We start from the raw sequence: 17,373 nt of genomic DNA on the forward strand, positions 1-17,373 counted from the left end.
AATTAAAGACTTGGCAAGTTTAGCCAAGTCTTTATTTTGGTTTCATATTTTGATATCTTTTTTCAAGATATTCATCTGGATAATTTTCATCTAAGTATTCAGATATACAAGAATTGGGTGAAATATTGAGATGACGCTGATATGAACGGATCAATGCCAATGCTGAAACACTCATATTATAAATCATAAATACAACTAATATCCATGTTAATGGTTTTCCTATTTTCATTGGAATCTTTTCAATATATTGAGATAAAAAAGGATAAATATTCTGTACCCATACAACAGCTATTAAGCCCCAGAAAAAACAAAACAAAAGATTAACACGACCATCTATATTAAAAGGAATATCACTATAATCCCAAAAGCGTACACCAAATAATCCTTCTGCCAATAAACCACATATATATTCATATATACCACCAGCTAATGTGCCAACACAAAATATTGATAAATCTCTTTTCCCTTCCATATTATGAAGTAAAATTGTTAATAAAACACATCCCATTCCCCAAACAATAGAAAACTGTCCATATAACAAACTACTACGACTCATTAATTTATCCATTGTAAAATAACACCAAATCATTTCAATGATTGATCCAATAAAAGAACAACTCAAAAATATCCAAATTAATTTATAAATATTATATCCCTTTGCAAATGTCTTAATATTCATCATATCCTCCTCACTTTTGACATACTATATCACTATTTATATGTCTAATCAATGAGAAAAAGAAGAATCTATTTATTCAATAAATTCTCCATAATCATTTATCTTTTGTATACTCACACATTTTTCTTTTAAAGAAGCTTGAATATTAATGATTCGTTGATTAGCTGATCCTTTATACAAAAGGCTTAAACTTCTTTGTCCAATCAGAAAACATCCATCAACCAACACATCACAAAGTGATAATAACTTTCTTTCATTTTCTCCTAAATCCAATATTTCCTCATAAGTATAGCCACTATAAATCATCAAATGTAAACCATGCTGCTTAATCCCTTTTGCAAGTTCAACCAATGCAACAGGCTGTAAAAATGGTTCTCCTCCAGAAATAGTTACTCCATCTAACAAAGGATTCTTTAAAATCTCAGCCATAATCACATCAGTATCTTCAAGATATCCCCCTTGTAAATCATGACTCTTAGGATTATGACATCCTGGACAGTGATGCAAACAGCCTTGAGTAAAAACCGAATATCTTAACCCTGGTCCATCAACAATAGAATCATTAACAGTTCCATATAATCTAATCTTCATATGTTAATCCATGTTTGACACGATCAGCTTCTTCAGCACGTTTGGCATCATTAAAACGATCTATTGTTCCAACCAGATAGCCAGTAATTCTTCTTATTCTTTCAAAGCCATCATGTTCACTTTCGCGACGTCCACACTTTGGACAAACATCATCAATAATACCATTATAGCCACAGACTGGATCTCTATCAACAGGATGATTAATAGCTCCATAGCCAATCTTGGCATCATGCATAGCTCTTACAACTTTTTCAAAGGCAGGCAGATTCTTTGTAGGATCACCATCCATTTCAATATAACTAATATGCCCACCATTGGTCAAAGCATGATAAGGACCTTCAATTTGAATTTTATCATATGCACTTATTTCATAATAAACGGGAACATGAAAACTGTTTGTATAATATTCACGATCTGTAATACCTTCAATTTTCCCATAAATAGCACGATCCAATTTTACAAAACGACCAGACAATCCTTCAGCTGGCGTTGCAATTAAAGAAAAGTTCAACTTATATTTTTGTGCTGCTTCATCAACATGTTTACGCATGTGTGCAACAATCTGTAATCCTAAAACTTGAGCCTTTTCATTTTCACCATGATGATATCCAATCAATGATTTCAATGTTTCTGCTAAACCAATGAAACCAATTGTTAATGTCCCATGTTTTAAAACTTCTCTTACTTCATCTGTAGATTTTAATTTTTCTGAATCAATCCAAACTCCTTGTCCCATCAAAAATGGATAATTTCTAACATGTCTTTTACATTGAATCTCAAATCTTTCTAATAATTGATCAATACATAAATCAAGCATTTTATCTAATTTCTCAAAAAACTCATCGATATCACCTTTAGATTTTATAGCTAAACGTGGTAAATTTATAGAAGTAAAACTTAAATTACCTCTACCCGGACAAATCTCTCTACTTGGATCAAAAACATTTCCAATAACTCTTGTTCTACACCCCATATAAGCAATCTCGGTTTCTGGTGTCCCTTTATAATACTGTAAGTTAAATGGAGCATCAACAAATGAGAAATTAGGAAATAAACGTTTTGCTGAAACTCGACAAGCTAATTTAAACAAATCATAATTAGGTTCACCTGCATTATAATTAATTCCTTCTTTAACTCTAAATATTTGTATTGGAAAGATTGGTGTTTCTCCTCCACCTAGACCGGCTTCTGTTGCCAATAAGACATTTCGAATAGCCATACGACCTTCTGGCGATGTATCCATACCATAATTAATAGAACTAAAAGGAACTTGAGCCCCTGCTCTTGAATTCATTGTATTTAAATTATGAATTAAAGCTTCCATTGCCTGATATGTTTCTTTATCTGTTTCTTCATATGTTTCTTTAACAGTAAAAGTCTGTATCTTTTCAATAAGTTGTGTACTTATTCCAAAATCTTCAAGAATCAATTTTTCTTTTTCTAGATATCCCTGATCTTCTAAAGATGGAAAAGGAATTATTGACTTTACTTTTATAAGAATATTTTCTACTGATAAATCTGTAAGTAATTCTAAAGTTTTCTTCAAATTTTTGTAATACCATTTCTTATATGATTTCTTAACACCCTCAGCCATACCATAATCAAAATTGACAATTGCCTGTCCACCATGCTGATCATTTTGATTAGATTGAATAGCTATACAAGTTAGAGCTGAATAAGTTGTAATACTATTAGGTTCTCTTAATACACCATGCCCAGTTGAAAAACCATTCTTAAATAAATGAATGATATCTATTTGTGTACATGTTGTTGTTAATGTTAAAAAATCCATATCATGAATATGAATATCACCTGATTTATGAGCAGCACTATGAAGCGGATTTAACACAAACATTTCATTAAATTGTTTTGCTGCTTCAGCACCATATTTTAGCATTGTTCCCATTGGAGCATCAGCATTCACATTTGCATTTTCTCTCTTTAAATCACTATCTTTTGCATCCTGAAAAGTAATTTCTTCCATTGTTCTCATTAAACGTGACTTACGATCACGTGAACGTGTACGCTCAGCGCGATAAAGAATATAAGCTTTAGCAATTCTTACATAACCTTTTTCAATTAACGTTTCCTCAACAGTATCTTGAACCAATTCAACTGTTGGTAATTCTGTATGTCGCGCTTCTAACTTTCCTTCAACCTCTTTTGCAACTGCAATGGCTGTATCTAAATCATATTTTGCTTCTGTTGCTTGAAAAGCACGATAGATGGCTCCCGCTATCTTATTGACATCAAAATGATCCATACGACCATCTCTTTTTCTTATATACTCAATCATATGTAACCTCCTTGCACTATTTTAAGTATCTCATATCTAATATATTTAATCAATTCATACGAATGATACAATAAGAAAAGATACTCGAAAGTATCTCTCTTCTTTATTATTCAATTGTTGAAATACCAAGTTCATTAATCTTGTTTTTAATCGTTTCAATGGCTTGTCCTTCATCACCACCAGAAACAGTAATTTCTAGTTTAGCTTTCGTTGGAATACCTAAAGACAAAACACCCATCATACTTTTTAAATTAACTTCCTTGTTACCATAACGTAATGTGACATCACTATGAAATTGCTTTACAGCATTAACAAGTTCTGTAGTAGGAGTTGCATAGAGTCCAACTGGATCTGTCACTGTAAACTTTAAAATTTGAGCCATATATGATTACCTCCCTTACTTCATATCTACATTATATCATAAACATATTCCAAGAGTTAAAAAATATGCACTCAAAATAAAAATTTATTTCTTTCTTCTTCTATTTCTTTTCTTTGCATTTAATCCTTCTTCTATTTCATGATAATTAACATATCCTCCCAAATCATAAACATGGTAGCCTTTTTTGGCAATCTTTTTATATGCTCTTTCACTAATAGCTGGATTAATTGCATAAACATAATAAATCAAATCCTGTTCAGGATAATACTCTTCAAATTTATCCATTAATCTAAGTGGTAAACATTCAGCATCAGCAATATGCAAATTATCATAATCTTTCACTTCATCAGCACAAATAATAACAATCTTATCAGGATTCTTTACATAACGACGATAACCCTCATTAATATCCAATTTCTTAATTTCTATTTTTTTACCAAATCCAAACATATCATTTCCTCCAATACCCTACTATAATATCATTATTTCTACACTTTTTCTATTGCTTTTCTTTTTTTTATATGTTATTATATCAAAGCAACAGAAAATGGCCTGTTGGAGAAACGGTTAACTCACATGCCTTTCACGCATGCATTCACGGGTTCGAATCCCGTACAGGTCACCATAGGGGCGTGGTTCAATGGTAGAGCATCGGTCTCCAAAACCGTGGACGCGGGTTCGATTCCTGCCGCCCCTGCCATCAAACAATTAGAGCGAATAATCGCTCTTTTTTCATATATAGTGATCATTATGCTTGTTTATTACATCATATGATATATATTAGCAATACAATCAACAAATAAAATATCCTTTAACTTATTAGAAATATTGCTCAATAAAAACCACGTCTAAAAGGCGTGGTTTTCTTTTGCTACTTATTCGCGTCTCAAGGGCGCTGCTTTCGACTCTCACTATCCCTCAAAGTTTTTTTGCTTTCCTTTCTTTTTCTCTTTTTTCTTTTCCTTTGTCACTTCCTTTTCTTCAAATGGATCCTTGTATTCCTTCACACTTAATCTATCCATCGCTATATCATGACCTTCCGGCTCTCTTATATATTTTGCAACTGTCTGATCATTTAATCCAACTGTGCTTACATAATACACTTCTGCCTAGAAATGTCTATTCCCATACAGATATTTCAGATTAGCATGTCTATCAACCATCATCAGAAGATAAATCCTTATAATAGACTCCTTTCAGTAGAATAAAGAAAGCACAAAACAAAGATACATGCCACATGCATATTCATCTCATCCTCGAAAACTTCCGCCCCCATACTATATCATAATAAGCAAATATATTTCATAAATATTTGACGAATCCAAAGTCTTTATAGACAAAAACAATCATCATTTAATGATGATTGCCTGTGAAAACATTTGCTCATATCGTTTTGCAAAGATTGTTGCATCGTAACCTATATTTCCTTTAAGGGGATCACTTAAATAGACAACATTTTCTATCTTATCATAACCTGTCAATACTAAACAATGTTCTTTGGATATCCATTGTAATTCATTGCCATCAACAGTCCATTTTATAGAAGGATAAGGTTCTGCCATATTTATTGTAGCCCATACAATAACAGGGATACCCTGATTAATAAAATGATATAATTCTTCAATAGATGATCCAGTATAATCAATGGCTTTTAAAGAAACCTTTTTTTCTTTTAAATATTGATTTGCACAATCAACAATAACAGGTGCATAACAGCCATAAGAATGTTGATCCTTAGGATCACCAACAAACGCTTTCTCAAAATCTGTCTGACCAATCTTTCCCTTTTTTAAATAATTCTCTGCTAAATCTATTTTATTTATTGAAAATCCATGGTAATTAAGAACCATTGTCAAAGATGTTATTTCACATCCTGTAGGAAGTTGTGGGTTTTGTAAAATACATTCCACGTCTATTTGTTTATTATCTAAGATTAATTGTTGATTTAAAATGCTTTCATCTTCATACTGACTATTTTGAACACACTCATCAGTTGTACATCCAAATAAACTTATACAAATAATAATTCCTATAACACTTTTAAACTTATTCATATTGTATTCCCTTCTATGTATATGATGATTTTGCTCATAATCATCAACTAAAAAGAAATACTTTGGAAAAGTAGACAATTAAAAACTTGTCTTTATATGGAAAAAAGTGTAGTATTTTATATATAAAAGGTTCAAAATCTGTAAATTAATACAGTTCGTAATTGTCTACTTAAACAAACTTTTTCATTTTTCTATTCATGTAAAATATTTAATTTTAAAATAACGCTTCTGCTAATAATTCAATCATATGAAGAGGCTGTTTTCCACCCAAATTAATACCTTTTTCACAACCATTACAATAAACCACAATCTTATCAAATGAATATTGCTGACACCATTGTTGCATATGATGTAATTGCTCACTTTCCGATAAGAGATGAATATCATTTTCTATGATTTTTTTCATTGTATAAGGTGCAACATCTATACAATCTTGCGAAGGATAATTGTTTAACCAAACACCGCAGTACTTTGTATAACTATAATTTTCAGGCATTTCAATAATTGTAAAATTCATTTTTTGAAGGCAAAGTCGTACAGCATTTTGTAAAGAAAGATTATCTTTTGTACGCCAACAATCCTGAATAATAATACTTTCACCCTTGTGATTAATATATGGAAAATCAGGATCATTTAAAACATATTCATAAAGACTGATTTGTTTTGTATTGGGATGAGTTTCTTTTAAAACAAGTTCACACAATGTACAGTTCATGATGATTGTATCCTCATTTGTTAAAAATGATTCTTTTACACGACAACACTTGTCAATCATAATATGATGTTTTTTCATATATTTTTGTATTTTCAAGCTCGCTTCTGGATGATTTTTAAATACATCACAGCCTGGTAAATAATGTAACATCTTTCTCCTCCTATAATTCTTCACTATTTGTTTGAATAACTTTTTGATACCAGTAAAAGGATTGTTTAGGGTAACGCTGTCCTGTTCCTTGCCCTAAGTCATCATAGTCAACATAAACAAAACCATATCTTTTTTTCATTTCTCCTGTTCCTGCAGAAATGATATCAATAGGACTCCACATTGTATAACCAAAACAATCAACATAGTCTTCTTCTATCGCTTCTTTTAAACATTGTATATGCTGGCGCAGATAATCAATACGATAATCATCATAAACAGTCTGATTTTCTAATTGATCAATGGCTCCCAATCCATTTTCTGAAACAAATAAGGGAATTTGATAACGATCATAAATATAGTTTAAAGATAATCTTAAGCCTAAAGGATCTATTTGCCATCCCCAATCAGTTGTTTTTAAATAAGGATTTCTTCCTCCATCTAATAAATTACCATCCGCACTCTGATTTGTTTCTCTTCCCTCTACTAGTGAAGAATAATAACTAAAACTATAGAAATCAACAGTTCCTTCTTTTAAAATATCTGCATCTTCTTCATCAATATCAAAATGAGCATTCATTCTTTTTTGATATGCCTTGCATGTATTTGTATAATAACCTCTCACTTGAACATCTGAAAAATAATAAATGGGTAACAATTTATTATGAAGCATCATTTGATCAAGAGGATGACATGTCATTGCATAACAGCAATTATATAAAATCATATTTCCAAATTGAAATCTTGGATTTATTTTTCTTCCTTCAATAATCGTTTTCGCACTGGCAACAAGTTGATAATGTGCTGCTTGAAACATAATATCCGTTTTATTTTCATCTTCATGATACACAATACCTGCTTGATGCCATGGTGTTCTGGCAATAAACAATGAATTGATTTCATTAAATGTAATCCAATATTTGACTTTATGCTGATAACGCTGCATAACTGTTTTTGCATATTTAACTGATAAATCAATTAATTTCCTGCTTCGCCAGCCATCATATTTTTTAACCAATGCTAAAGGCATTTCAAAATGATGTAAAGTTACGATTGGTTCTATCCCATATTTTAATAATTCATCAAATATACAATCGTAAAATTTTAATCCCTCTTCATTTGGTAATTCATCATCACCATGAGGATAAATTCTAGACCAGCAAATAGACATGCGATAACATTGAAATCCCATTTTAGCCATTAAAGCAATATCCTCATGATAATGATGATAAAAATCTGTTGCCTGATGACTTGGATAATAATATTCTTTCTGAATGTTCTCATGAATCATACGCTCATGTCCATGGCTCGCTGCAAGTTCAACATCATTAATACTGAGACCCCTTCCCCCTTGGTCATAACCTCCTTCATATTGATTGGCGGCAGATGCTCCACCCCATAAAAAATCTTCTTTCATTCTTTTCAGTCCTTTCTCCTGTATTTTAATAAATCTATTATATAAAAATATTTCTTTTTATAAATATCTCACAGTAAAACAGGAAAGGAATAACGTTTTTTTGTATAAAAAGAAAAGAAAAGCGTTACACATGTACGCTAATCTTCTTTCATCACTTCTAATGTAGAAAATCTATTGTATTCAGATGATTTTGAAATAGCTTGTCTTTTTTTCTTATTCCCCTCATAATCCAATGCATAATAACAAGAATATAAAATATCTAAAATCATTAAAACACTCAGTTCATTAGAATAACCCTTCACTTTAGAATAAAGTTTCTCTCTTGTTGAAATATTTAAAACAACATCACCATATTGTTTTAATTCATTTTGCCCCAAAGCAGAAATCACAATAATCTGAATCCCTTTTTGTTTTAATATTTTTGCAAGTAAACATAATTTATCTATCTGCCCTGAATAAGAAATAAAAATAACACAATCTTTCTCTTCAACAATAGCAGGCAAAAACAATTCATCACCACTAATATCATAAATATTTACATTTTTACCAATTCTTAACATATCCATTTTAAAAATCTGTCCTAACATTAAACAGTAAGAAATGGCACATAAATGAATTTTCTTTGCATTTTTCAATAAATACACAGCTTTTTGTAATGAATCATGTTCAATTAATGAACATGTATCATGAATTGTCTCATCAGCAACCTGAGTCACTTTATAAGCAATCTGCTGAATATTATCTCCCCGTTCAAAGGGAAAATTAGGATCAACATTGCAAAAATGTGTGTCTAGATACTCGATTTCTTTTAAATAATCTTTTTTTAAATCATCAAAACCCTGATAGCCTAATTTTTTTGCTAAGCGAATAACTGTAGCAGTTGATGTATAAGTTTCTTTTGCTAATTCAAGGATTGTCATATCTTTGATAAGTCTTCTTTGACTGATTAAATAATCTGCAACAGCTTGTTGTGACGATGATAATTTAACCTGTTCTAATTTCTGTTCAATAAACATATAATCACTCTTTTCTATTTCTTTCATTGTATACTAAATTCTTTCCCTTTGTCAAAATCATATGTTATAATGATAGTGATAAAGGAGTAGTGAATTTTATGAATACACATCAACTAAAATTAACTTTCAAGTATTTAACTTGGACTATGCTTATTATTGTTGGTATGATTATGATTATACAATGGACTGCTATACCAGATATCATAGGTATTCATATCAATTTATCAGGGAATATAGATCGTTATGATTCCAAAGTTTCTATAATTGTAATATGGTTTATTGTTGTGATTATCCAGTTACTTTATACTTTTGATTATAGATTGAAGTCAGGTGGATTTAACACAGATATTTTCAAAAAATATCCATTATTCTATCATACGATTTATTTTATTTGTATTATCTGTATTTCAAGTTTTTTCATTGTGCGTATACTCTGTTGATTCTAAAAGAGGGAATATCTTTAATAAGACTATTTCCCTCTTTTACAATTCGGATAATTATATATATTCATTTGCCATATCACAAATATTATCAATTTTATACATAATACAAGCATATTTATAAAGATTATATACCCCATATATTGTATATCCAATAATGACAATATAAAATACACTCAATTGAAATGAAGTCATAAACATGATAAATGATAATAATAATAATAATAGAATAATAACTGGATATAATATTTTATAGAGATGATGCTTCTTTTGAAGTTTGATAAAATATTCTTTGCGAGTCAAAAGTATATCATTTGTCAGTTTGCGCCTTGTCATTAAAAATTGACAATGTGATAAATACTGATCAAGTAATAATTCTTGACTCATATTATAATGAATCTTTGCTTTGTTTAATCCTCTTAATGGTAATATTGTTAAACAAACAAGACATAATATTGGTATAAACCATTGAAATGTGCCTGTTGTTATTAAAGGTGAAATATATCTTGATATCCATACAAAACATATCAGTAAAATGATGATTTCCATTACAAAAATAGTATAAATAGTATTCATTTGGGATATGCGCTTAATCCACTCTAACAATCCCCCATCCTGATTCTTACGTCGACTATAAATAATATAAATGATAACAAAGAAAAATAATATATTATATATAATCATGTTTGTCTGCATATGATATAACTCATAAACCATAATCCCCACCAATAACAAACTTTCACTTGTAAACAATATATAAGAAAACGTTTCACGTATTGATTTCTTAATTTGAAAAAACATCTTTAAACAGATATTCTGATTTAATAAATACAATAACTTTGTGATTAAGGGTAATAATAAGAAAATGAAATATTTTGTTTCCATATATGGGTAAAGAAATGCATTTGGAAAGAGATAATCTAATCCAAAAAATAATATACAAAAGATTATTCCCATAAGTCCATACGAAAACTGATATTGTGAACATTCTTTATAACGTAAAGACATGAATTTCTGAAGATTATCTCCTATAACATATTCTACAGGTTGATGATGGCTTTGTGCTTCTAATAATAAATCTAAAGTTTCATCAAGAATAGTGATTTGATAATAACCATCATCATTCATAAAAAATGAAAGATTATGACATAGCCCTTTTATTTCTTCATAGGTTTCTAAATAATGACCAACTAATTTATTTTCAATGTTTTTATGATATAACATCATTTCCCCTCCTGAATATTCGATTTGCTTGAGAAGTAATCTTATCATAAGATTTTTCAAATTCTATTAAATATTCTCTTCCATACTCCGTAATAGAAAAATACTTTCTCCTAGGCCCTAATGGTGATCTACCTATACGGCATGTTATATACTGTCTTTTCTCTAATCTATTTAAAACAAGATAAAGTGTTCCTTCCTGAATACCTGCAAAGCCGTATTCATTAAGTTGAGAGATGAGTTCATATCCATATGTTTCCTTTTCAGAAATTAATTTCAATACACATCCCTCAAGTATTCCTTTAAGCAATTGTGTTTCTTCCATAACATCACCTACTATGTATTATTAAGTACTATTATAATAACATAGCTACTTAGTTTTGTAAAGTAGCTAAATAAATTATCCATTGTATATTCAATATGAATATGGTTAAAACTAAAAAAGTCATCAAATGATAACATTTATGGCTTTTCTATTTTGACTATATCTTGAATTTCACAATTCAATATTAGGCATAAATCAGCAATTGTATTTAATGTCATGCTTTTATTTTTTCGAATAGCATCTAATGTTCCTGTACTTACATGATATTCATGAATTAATTGATATTGAGAAATCCCTCTGTCTCTAAGTGTATCAAAAAATGGTTGAAAAGAAATCATATTAAAAACTCCTCTCTTAATTTCATTATAAAGAGATGTTTCAATATTTGATATTGCCGAATATTTGGCAATATTCTATAATAAGAAGTGGAAGTGGGGTGATCAAAATGGACAAAAATCAAGAATTGTTAGATGAAACACTAACACACTTAGGACAAGCTATAGAAATGATTGATATGTTGTCAATAGCATGTTCAACAATGGAACAGGCAGAAATCATTGGGCCACTAGAAATCATGAAAAGAGATTTTCAAACTTTATACTTTAAAATTAACCAGCATCTTTATGAAGATCACTAGTTTCTATTTATGAATGTGATATAATGATTGGCAAAGGGAGTGTCAATATGAAAAAAACTTTAATTATTGGTTCTAGTGTCTGTGATGTTATTATTCGTTTGCATCGTATTCCAAGACAAACAGAAGATGAAAATATCATCAGTCAGGAATTGACAATGGGTGGATGCGCTTATAATGTTGCAAATGTTTTGAGACGTCATCAAATTCCATTCGATCTTTTTTCACCAATTGGTACTGGTATTTATGGGAATTTTGTGAGAGAACATTTTATTGAGAATAAGATTCCTATACTCATTGAAACTGAACAAAGAAATGGCTGTTGTTATTGTTTAGTTGATGACAGTGGAGAAAGAACTTTTATATGTGAACATGGAGCAGAATATTTTTATCATGAAGAATGGTTCCATCAATTAGATACTTCATTATATGAACAAGTTTATATATGTGGATTAGAAATAGAAGAAACAAGTGGAAATTTGATTATAGATTTTTTAGAAAAGAATCCTCATTTTACTATCTATTTTGCACCTGGTCCACGTATACATGACATCGATGAAGAAAAATTGCGAAGAATATTCGCATTGCATCCTATTTTACATTTGAATAAAAGCGAAATATTATCTTATACAAAACAAGATGATCTTCATAAAGCAGCTGCAATGTTATTTCAGTTTACCAACCGTCCTGTCATTGTCACTTTAGGGGCTGATGGAAGTTTTTACTATGATAAAGATGAATCACTCTATAGTAGTGCCTTTGAATGTCAAGTCGTTGATACTATTGGGGCCGGTGATAGTCATATTGGATCAATTCTTGCAAGTCGGGCTTTCTATTTACCCTGGCGTGATACGCTTAACAATGCAAATCTTACAGCTGCTGAAGTTGTGAGTCAAAAAGGGGCATCACTGAAAAATGTACATGATTAATTATCATGTACATTTTTATCTACTCTGAATCAATTATAATTCTAAACCTTGTAAAACTTCTTTTAAAGCTTTTGCACTTTCTTGTAATTTTTCATTTTCTTCATTATCTAAATAAATATCAACAACTTTCTCAACACCTTTTTGACCAACAACTGTTGGAATACTTAAGCAGATATCATTCAATCCAAATTCACCATTCATTAAACTAGAAATAGGCAAAACAGCGTGTTCATCTTTCACAATAGCCGTTGCTATTCTCTTTACCGCCACTGCAACTCCATAATAAGTTGCACCTTTTCGCTCAATAATTTCATATGCACTATCACGCACTTCTTGTGCTAATCTTTCCATTGCTTCCTGATGATTAAAATGTCCTCTCAATTCACAGAAATGATTAATATGAATACCTGCCACTTGCGCACCAGACCATACTGCTAACTCACTATCTCCATGTTCACCAATAATATAAGCATGAACATCACGTGGATCCACCTGTAAATGACGCCCTAAAACATATTTTAATCTTGCTGTGTCTAATACAGTTCCTGAACCAATGACACGATGAGCTGGAAAACCTGAAAGTTTTAATGTTACATAAGTTAAGATATCAACTGGATTAGATACAATCAATAAAATACCTTCACAATTTCTATTTTTAATTTCAGGAATAATACTTTTAAAAATAGAAACATTCTTTTTCACTAAATCTAATCTTGTCTCATTAGGTTTCTGATTTGCTCCAGCAGTAATCACAATTAATCCTGCATCAACAATATCATCATAATCACCTGCATATATATTCATAGGTGTTAAATAAGCACTACCATGACTTAAATCCATAGCTTCACCTTCTGCTTTCTGATGATTAGCATCAATGAGAACCATTTCTGAAAATAAACCAGTTTGTATTAAACTAAATGCAGATGTTGCTCCTACAAATCCACATCCAATGACTGCTACCTTTTGCATATTAACCATAATATTGCCTCCTCTTTCCCTTTTAGTATAATTATTTCTTTATAATTTTCAAATCATACGCTCATAAAATTAAAAGAAAGATATAACTCATGTTATACCTTTCTTTTAACAGGATGTCGAATCACTGTTTTTAAATTATCGACTTTAGATTTTCTAGGATCACTAAGATATATTTCATGATGTAATCGTGTATCATTGATATCAATCAATAAATCATGTTCTTCTATAAATTGATTGATTTTCATGACACTTGCTGGTTCTTCATCATAACTTCCTTTATGCATAATTTGTACACATAATCCTTCATCATATTCTAAAAAAATAGCTTTATTTACATTAAGTTCAGGTTTTTGCAAACTTACATGTGCTTTCACTTGTTCAAAATAATCGCGTGTTACAAACTCTGGTAAACGAATCATCGAACGCCAATGAAATTTATCTTTATCTATAATACACGTTCCATCAAAATAACCTTCTTCTCCAAACCATAATCCTTCTAATGGTGGTACAACATATTCAAAATATCCATCTGGTTCTGTACCTTTTCTTGGACTCATCTTAATAGCATATGAAATTGCATATAAAATACCAATTGCCTCTTTATATTCTTGAGATGTATTTGGATTTCCTTTACCATCAACACAAACGTATTGAATAGTGGGCAAATCAATTAATGTAGGTTTTGTGGCAGGCATATAAATATCTTTATACGCTTTTTTATAATCTAATTTATTCATGAATTTCACCCCATAATTTTTCAAATCTTTTTACATTTTGAACTTCGCGTGTTATAAAATTTTTATTATAAAACAAGCTGTATGTTGTCAGTGGTGTTGGTGCATTTTGAGCACCTTCTTTTGTTTGGATATGTTGAATCTGTAATGGTATATTTTGTTCATCACAATATTCTTTTAAAGCAAGGACATATTTTGCATTAAATGGACATTGATGCGTATAGTATAAAACCAAGCCATCTGTTTCTATTGGCTTCACTGCAAAACGAGGTTCTTCATAATCTTCAGTTAGTGGTAAAAACATGAGTTCATAAATATCATTCCAAGTATCTACACTATAAAAACCATGTTTTGTTAAAAACTTATAATCCATTAAATAACCTTTCTTTTTCTTTGACGAAATAATTGTTAAACCTTTTTTACCTTTTTCTAGACTATCTTTTTGACATGATTCTAATAAAGTCTTTGCATATCCCATTCCTTGAAATTTTCCTGCAACCCATAAACAATCTATATACATCAAATCTCTTCCCTGAATAGCCGCCCAAGCATTTTCAATAGGAATATACTCTATAAAGCATTTTCCTCTCACATCCATTTTCGTAAAAACCAACCCTTCATCAAACTGCTGATTTAACCATTCTTTTTTGGATTGAACTTGGATATCTTTATTGTTAGCGATAGCACAACAGATATGTTCCTTTTCTATATTTTCATGTGTTAATGTGATTGTTTCCATATATAACCCTTCCTTTCAAGAACATTATAACAAAACAAATATGACAAGGTATGTCAAGTTTATATATATAGTTTCATAATTTTCTTAATCTCATCCTTAAGCTTCTCTCTTAACTCAATTGGTTCAATAATTTCTACCCCACTTCCAAAAGATAATACAAAAGATAAAAGCCACTGATGCTCAGGGACTTGTGTCCTCACAATATAACAGTCTTCTTTCTCTTCAATATCTTTATATTCAAATTCATCATAAACAAAACTACCTAAGTATTTTTGAAACCTAAATACAACACCAATCATACATGTTTCTTCATGATATGCTCGTATTGGGGGCTGTTCTTCCAATATATTGATATCAAAGAAATTTTCTTTGATATCAATATGATGCATCCGTGTGAGTTTATAAGTACGATAAACAGAACGACTCTTTTCATAAGCTTGTAAATACCAAGCATTTCCTTTAAAAAATATCTTTAATGGAAATACAGTTCGATGACTTGGTTCCCCATGTATATTGATATAATCAAAAGAAATAATCTGATGTTTTAAAATGACTTCTTTCATTTGATGGAACTTATCATTCATTTCACTATCCTGATGCCATGAAGTAAAATCAACCTCAATCCAATCTTGACTGTTTTTTTGAAAGATATTTTGCATACGTCCTAATAAATCTTGATATTCATTAATATGCAATGATGATAGCCCCTGCAATGCAGATAATATTTGCTCTTGTTCTTGATGATTTAATAATGTTTTATCCAAAACAAAATGTGAATCAATAGAAACTCCACCACCTACTCCTTGTGATGTTTGAATAGGAATACCTGCAACCAATAAACGATCTAAATCACGATAAATTGTTCTTACCGAAACTTCAAAACGTTCTGCTAACTGTTGAGCCGTTGTCTGCTTTACATCTATTAAATAATATAGAATTTCAAATAGTCTTCCTGATGCCATTATTCCACCTGCTTTCTTATAAAGGGAAAACTTGATAGTTATCCTATCAAGTTTAAAGATTCTCTAAAGTTGCTGTATCAGTATTGAGTTCTACTAAAAATTGATCATACCATTTTTTAACATTCATAAATTCTCTATATTGCGTTTGTGATGGTTTCCCTTGCAAAACAGTATTATCTTGATAACGATAACTTATCATCACTTGATCATCTTTGATATAACCAACTGATCCTAATGTCGCATTATACATATATCCAGTTTTTAATCCACCATCTAAATTCATTTTCTTGTCAACAATCATGCAGCTATTCACACTAATCACAACAGTATAAGGTTCTTTATCAGATAAAATAAGTATTCTACCACTATCTTCTTTTTGATATTCATACCCTTTCTTTTTCATTCTTAAAATTAATTCATCAGCTTCTTTCTGTACCTGAGATATTAATTGAGAACGTACTTTTTCATTGAAATATGTGATCATCCAATTCCCTATATCTTCGTTTGTTAATGATAAATCATTAATCTTTTTTTGATATGTTTCATAAGCTTCTAATCTCCCCTGATCCTGAAATTCCTTAATATCATTTTGGTCAATTTGAAAGGTTCCTTTATCATAAATCATATAAATAAACTCACCAGTTTTATCTTTATCTGGATAAATCTGAATTGATTTAATTTGTGATATTTGTAAACTATGTTGAGCAAAATATTTCTTTGGATTATCTTCTTTAAAGATAACGGAAATATACATATTATCAAATTGGCAATTCCAAAAAAGCCCTAATTCATCAAACCCTTCTGAAAAACGTGTATTTTCAATAACACTTGCTGGATCATCAGTGACTTTAGATTTTGATTCACATCCCATTAGATTTAAAGAAAATATGATTGTCAATAAAATCAAGACTAACTTTCTCATATATTATCCCTCAACTTTCTCTATTTATATTATGTCATGAATAACCTTTCTATACAAATCATTTTCATTCTTTATCAAAAACTCTTATCTCTCATTTATGTGCATAAATGACAATACATTTTCATTCTCTACAAATTACAAAATGAAAATATGTAAAATCATCAAGGAACCTTTTGCTTCCTTATGATAGCC

At 30.2% G+C, this 17,373-nt stretch carries 20 protein-coding genes, 2 tRNA genes and 1 pseudogene; 5 read left to right on the forward strand and 18 right to left on the reverse strand.

The features are described 5' to 3' along the window. Nucleotides 1-31 precede the first annotated feature (31 nt). The 5 genes from BN350_RS08320 to BN350_RS08340 all read right to left on the reverse strand — a co-directional run bounded on the left by BN350_RS08320 (nucleotide 32) and on the right by BN350_RS08340 (nucleotide 4,398). Complete coding sequence (locus BN350_RS08320; protein ID WP_028043188.1) at nucleotides 32-679, reverse strand: putative ABC transporter permease; 648 nt, start codon at nucleotides 677-679, stop codon at nucleotides 32-34. 72 nt (nucleotides 680-751) lie between these two features. Next, complete coding sequence (nrdG, locus tag BN350_RS08325) at nucleotides 752-1,270, reverse strand: anaerobic ribonucleoside-triphosphate reductase activating protein (RefSeq protein WP_028043189.1); 519 nt, start codon at nucleotides 1,268-1,270, stop codon at nucleotides 752-754. After that, nucleotides 1,260-3,566, reverse strand: coding sequence for an anaerobic ribonucleoside triphosphate reductase (locus BN350_RS08330; protein WP_028043190.1), 2,307 nt, complete (start codon nucleotides 3,564-3,566; stop codon nucleotides 1,260-1,262). Before BN350_RS08330 ends, nrdG begins: the two co-directional genes overlap by 11 nt. A 106-nt stretch (nucleotides 3,567-3,672) precedes the next feature. Then, complete coding sequence (locus tag BN350_RS08335; protein ID WP_028043191.1) at nucleotides 3,673-3,948, reverse strand: HPr family phosphocarrier protein; 276 nt, start codon at nucleotides 3,946-3,948, stop codon at nucleotides 3,673-3,675. A gap of 84 nt (nucleotides 3,949-4,032) precedes the next feature. After that, on the reverse strand, nucleotides 4,033-4,398 hold the full coding sequence (locus tag BN350_RS08340; protein ID WP_028043192.1) for a hypothetical protein: 366 nt from the start codon (nucleotides 4,396-4,398) through the stop codon (nucleotides 4,033-4,035). A gap of 99 nt (nucleotides 4,399-4,497) precedes the next feature. On the opposite strand from BN350_RS08340, the gene BN350_RS08345 reads away from it, so the two are divergent. Next, nucleotides 4,498-4,573, forward strand: a tRNA-Glu gene (locus BN350_RS08345). A 1-nt stretch (nucleotide 4,574) separates the two neighbouring features. Beyond that, nucleotides 4,575-4,648 (forward strand) — tRNA-Trp (locus tag BN350_RS08350). A 211-nt stretch (nucleotides 4,649-4,859) separates the two neighbouring features. Here the strand turns inward: BN350_RS08350 and BN350_RS18790 are convergent. The 5 genes and pseudogenes from BN350_RS18790 to BN350_RS08375 form a co-directional block, all read right to left on the reverse strand. Beyond that, nucleotides 4,860-5,117 (reverse strand): annotated as a pseudogene (locus BN350_RS18790) (IS200/IS605 family transposase); the annotation flags it as partial. Nucleotides 5,118-5,297: 180 nt separating this feature from the next. Beyond that, a complete protein-coding gene (locus tag BN350_RS18795; protein WP_049945538.1) occupies nucleotides 5,298-6,002 on the reverse strand; it encodes a C39 family peptidase in 705 nt (234 codons plus the stop codon). 214 nt (nucleotides 6,003-6,216) lie between these two features. Further along, the gene (locus BN350_RS08365) at nucleotides 6,217-6,867 is read right to left on the reverse strand and encodes a hypothetical protein (protein ID WP_028043194.1); all 651 of its coding nucleotides are present in this window, start codon (nucleotides 6,865-6,867) and stop codon (nucleotides 6,217-6,219) included. A 10-nt stretch (nucleotides 6,868-6,877) separates the two neighbouring features. Beyond that, nucleotides 6,878-8,281: a family 1 glycosylhydrolase gene (locus BN350_RS08370; protein WP_028043195.1), complete on the reverse strand. Its 1,404-nt coding sequence runs from the start codon at nucleotides 8,279-8,281 to the stop codon at nucleotides 6,878-6,880. Between the two features lie 137 nt (nucleotides 8,282-8,418). Further along, nucleotides 8,419-9,324: a MurR/RpiR family transcriptional regulator gene (locus BN350_RS08375; RefSeq protein WP_231385252.1), complete on the reverse strand. Its 906-nt coding sequence runs from the start codon at nucleotides 9,322-9,324 to the stop codon at nucleotides 8,419-8,421. 71 nt (nucleotides 9,325-9,395) lie between these two features. On the opposite strand from BN350_RS08375, the gene BN350_RS08380 reads away from it, so the two are divergent. Then, nucleotides 9,396-9,737 (forward strand): DUF1648 domain-containing protein, encoded by a 342-nt coding sequence (locus tag BN350_RS08380; protein ID WP_028043197.1) that lies wholly within the window; start codon nucleotides 9,396-9,398, stop codon nucleotides 9,735-9,737. Nucleotides 9,738-9,794: 57 nt separating this feature from the next. Here the strand turns inward: BN350_RS08380 and BN350_RS08385 are convergent, their stop codons facing one another. The 3 genes from BN350_RS08385 to BN350_RS08395 all read right to left on the reverse strand — a co-directional run bounded on the left by BN350_RS08385 (nucleotide 9,795) and on the right by BN350_RS08395 (nucleotide 11,621). Then, nucleotides 9,795-10,961: a hypothetical protein gene (locus tag BN350_RS08385; RefSeq protein ID WP_028043198.1), complete on the reverse strand. Its 1,167-nt coding sequence runs from the start codon at nucleotides 10,959-10,961 to the stop codon at nucleotides 9,795-9,797. Next, a complete protein-coding gene (locus BN350_RS08390; RefSeq protein ID WP_028043199.1) occupies nucleotides 10,948-11,283 on the reverse strand; it encodes a PadR family transcriptional regulator in 336 nt (111 codons plus the stop codon). Before BN350_RS08390 ends, BN350_RS08385 begins: the two co-directional genes overlap by 14 nt. A 137-nt stretch (nucleotides 11,284-11,420) precedes the next feature. Then, a complete protein-coding gene (locus BN350_RS08395; RefSeq protein WP_028043200.1) occupies nucleotides 11,421-11,621 on the reverse strand; it encodes a helix-turn-helix domain-containing protein in 201 nt (66 codons plus the stop codon). Nucleotides 11,622-11,728: 107 nt separating this feature from the next. Here BN350_RS08395 and BN350_RS08400 point away from each other — a divergent pair, with 107 nt between their 5' ends. Together BN350_RS08400 and BN350_RS08405 are read left to right on the forward strand one after the other, a co-directional pair. Continuing rightward, on the forward strand, nucleotides 11,729-11,920 hold the full coding sequence (locus BN350_RS08400) for a hypothetical protein (RefSeq protein ID WP_028043201.1): 192 nt from the start codon (nucleotides 11,729-11,731) through the stop codon (nucleotides 11,918-11,920). Between the two features lie 47 nt (nucleotides 11,921-11,967). Then, nucleotides 11,968-12,846 (forward strand): PfkB family carbohydrate kinase, encoded by an 879-nt coding sequence (locus BN350_RS08405; RefSeq protein WP_028043202.1) that lies wholly within the window; start codon nucleotides 11,968-11,970, stop codon nucleotides 12,844-12,846. A gap of 33 nt (nucleotides 12,847-12,879) precedes the next feature. On the opposite strand, the gene BN350_RS08410 is transcribed toward BN350_RS08405, so the two are convergent. From BN350_RS08410 to BN350_RS08430, 5 genes are all read right to left on the reverse strand, one after another. Then, nucleotides 12,880-13,824 carry an L-lactate dehydrogenase gene (locus tag BN350_RS08410; RefSeq protein WP_028043203.1) on the reverse strand — a complete coding sequence of 315 codons (945 nt, stop codon included), beginning with the start codon at nucleotides 13,822-13,824 and terminating at the stop codon, nucleotides 12,880-12,882. A 92-nt stretch (nucleotides 13,825-13,916) separates the two neighbouring features. After that, nucleotides 13,917-14,561, reverse strand: a complete 645-nt coding sequence (locus BN350_RS08415) for a GyrI-like domain-containing protein (RefSeq protein ID WP_028043204.1) — start codon at nucleotides 14,559-14,561, stop codon at nucleotides 13,917-13,919. Then, a complete protein-coding gene (locus BN350_RS08420) occupies nucleotides 14,554-15,297 on the reverse strand; it encodes a GNAT family N-acetyltransferase (protein ID WP_028043205.1) in 744 nt (247 codons plus the stop codon). Before BN350_RS08420 ends, BN350_RS08415 begins: the two co-directional genes overlap by 8 nt. A gap of 59 nt (nucleotides 15,298-15,356) precedes the next feature. Then, a complete protein-coding gene (locus tag BN350_RS08425; RefSeq protein WP_028043206.1) occupies nucleotides 15,357-16,259 on the reverse strand; it encodes a helix-turn-helix transcriptional regulator in 903 nt (300 codons plus the stop codon). 52 nt (nucleotides 16,260-16,311) lie between these two features. Beyond that, on the reverse strand, nucleotides 16,312-17,181 hold the full coding sequence (locus tag BN350_RS08430; RefSeq protein ID WP_028043207.1) for a hypothetical protein: 870 nt from the start codon (nucleotides 17,179-17,181) through the stop codon (nucleotides 16,312-16,314). Nucleotides 17,182-17,373: the final 192 nt, after the last annotated feature.

This window comes from Candidatus Stoquefichus massiliensis AP9 (assembly GCF_000455285.1).
GTDB classification, from domain to species: Bacteria; Bacillota_I; Bacilli_A; order Erysipelotrichales; family Coprobacillaceae; genus Stoquefichus; species Stoquefichus massiliensis.

What these genes read in the sequence shown, in the direction of transcription:
- BN350_RS08320 (WP_028043188.1), bottom strand. Translation starts at nt 679, where the DNA reads ATGAATATTAAGACATTTGCAAAGGGATATAATATTTATAAATTAATT.
- nrdG (WP_028043189.1), bottom strand. Translation starts at nt 1,270, where the DNA reads ATGAAGATTAGATTATATGGAACTGTTAATGATTCTATTGTTGATGGA.
- BN350_RS08330 (WP_028043190.1), bottom strand. Translation starts at nt 3,566, where the DNA reads ATGATTGAGTATATAAGAAAAAGAGATGGTCGTATGGATCATTTTGAT.
- BN350_RS08335 (WP_028043191.1), bottom strand. Translation starts at nt 3,948, where the DNA reads ATGGCTCAAATTTTAAAGTTTACAGTGACAGATCCAGTTGGACTCTAT.
- BN350_RS08340 (WP_028043192.1), bottom strand. Translation starts at nt 4,398, where the DNA reads ATGTTTGGATTTGGTAAAAAAATAGAAATTAAGAAATTGGATATTAAT.
- BN350_RS18795 (WP_049945538.1), bottom strand. Translation starts at nt 6,002, where the DNA reads ATGAATAAGTTTAAAAGTGTTATAGGAATTATTATTTGTATAAGTTTA.
- BN350_RS08365 (WP_028043194.1), bottom strand. Translation starts at nt 6,867, where the DNA reads ATGTTACATTATTTACCAGGCTGTGATGTATTTAAAAATCATCCAGAA.
- BN350_RS08370 (WP_028043195.1), bottom strand. Translation starts at nt 8,281, where the DNA reads ATGAAAGAAGATTTTTTATGGGGTGGAGCATCTGCCGCCAATCAATAT.
- BN350_RS08375 (WP_231385252.1), bottom strand. Translation starts at nt 9,324, where the DNA reads ATGAAAGAAATAGAAAAGAGTGATTATATGTTTATTGAACAGAAATTA.
- BN350_RS08380 (WP_028043197.1), top strand. Translation starts at nt 9,396, where the DNA reads ATGAATACACATCAACTAAAATTAACTTTCAAGTATTTAACTTGGACT.
- BN350_RS08385 (WP_028043198.1), bottom strand. Translation starts at nt 10,961, where the DNA reads ATGTTATATCATAAAAACATTGAAAATAAATTAGTTGGTCATTATTTA.
- BN350_RS08390 (WP_028043199.1), bottom strand. Translation starts at nt 11,283, where the DNA reads ATGGAAGAAACACAATTGCTTAAAGGAATACTTGAGGGATGTGTATTG.
- BN350_RS08395 (WP_028043200.1), bottom strand. Translation starts at nt 11,621, where the DNA reads ATGATTTCTTTTCAACCATTTTTTGATACACTTAGAGACAGAGGGATT.
- BN350_RS08400 (WP_028043201.1), top strand. Translation starts at nt 11,729, where the DNA reads ATGGACAAAAATCAAGAATTGTTAGATGAAACACTAACACACTTAGGA.
- BN350_RS08405 (WP_028043202.1), top strand. Translation starts at nt 11,968, where the DNA reads ATGAAAAAAACTTTAATTATTGGTTCTAGTGTCTGTGATGTTATTATT.
- BN350_RS08410 (WP_028043203.1), bottom strand. Translation starts at nt 13,824, where the DNA reads ATGGTTAATATGCAAAAGGTAGCAGTCATTGGATGTGGATTTGTAGGA.
- BN350_RS08415 (WP_028043204.1), bottom strand. Translation starts at nt 14,561, where the DNA reads ATGAATAAATTAGATTATAAAAAAGCGTATAAAGATATTTATATGCCT.
- BN350_RS08420 (WP_028043205.1), bottom strand. Translation starts at nt 15,297, where the DNA reads ATGGAAACAATCACATTAACACATGAAAATATAGAAAAGGAACATATC.
- BN350_RS08425 (WP_028043206.1), bottom strand. Translation starts at nt 16,259, where the DNA reads ATGGCATCAGGAAGACTATTTGAAATTCTATATTATTTAATAGATGTA.
- BN350_RS08430 (WP_028043207.1), bottom strand. Translation starts at nt 17,181, where the DNA reads ATGAGAAAGTTAGTCTTGATTTTATTGACAATCATATTTTCTTTAAAT.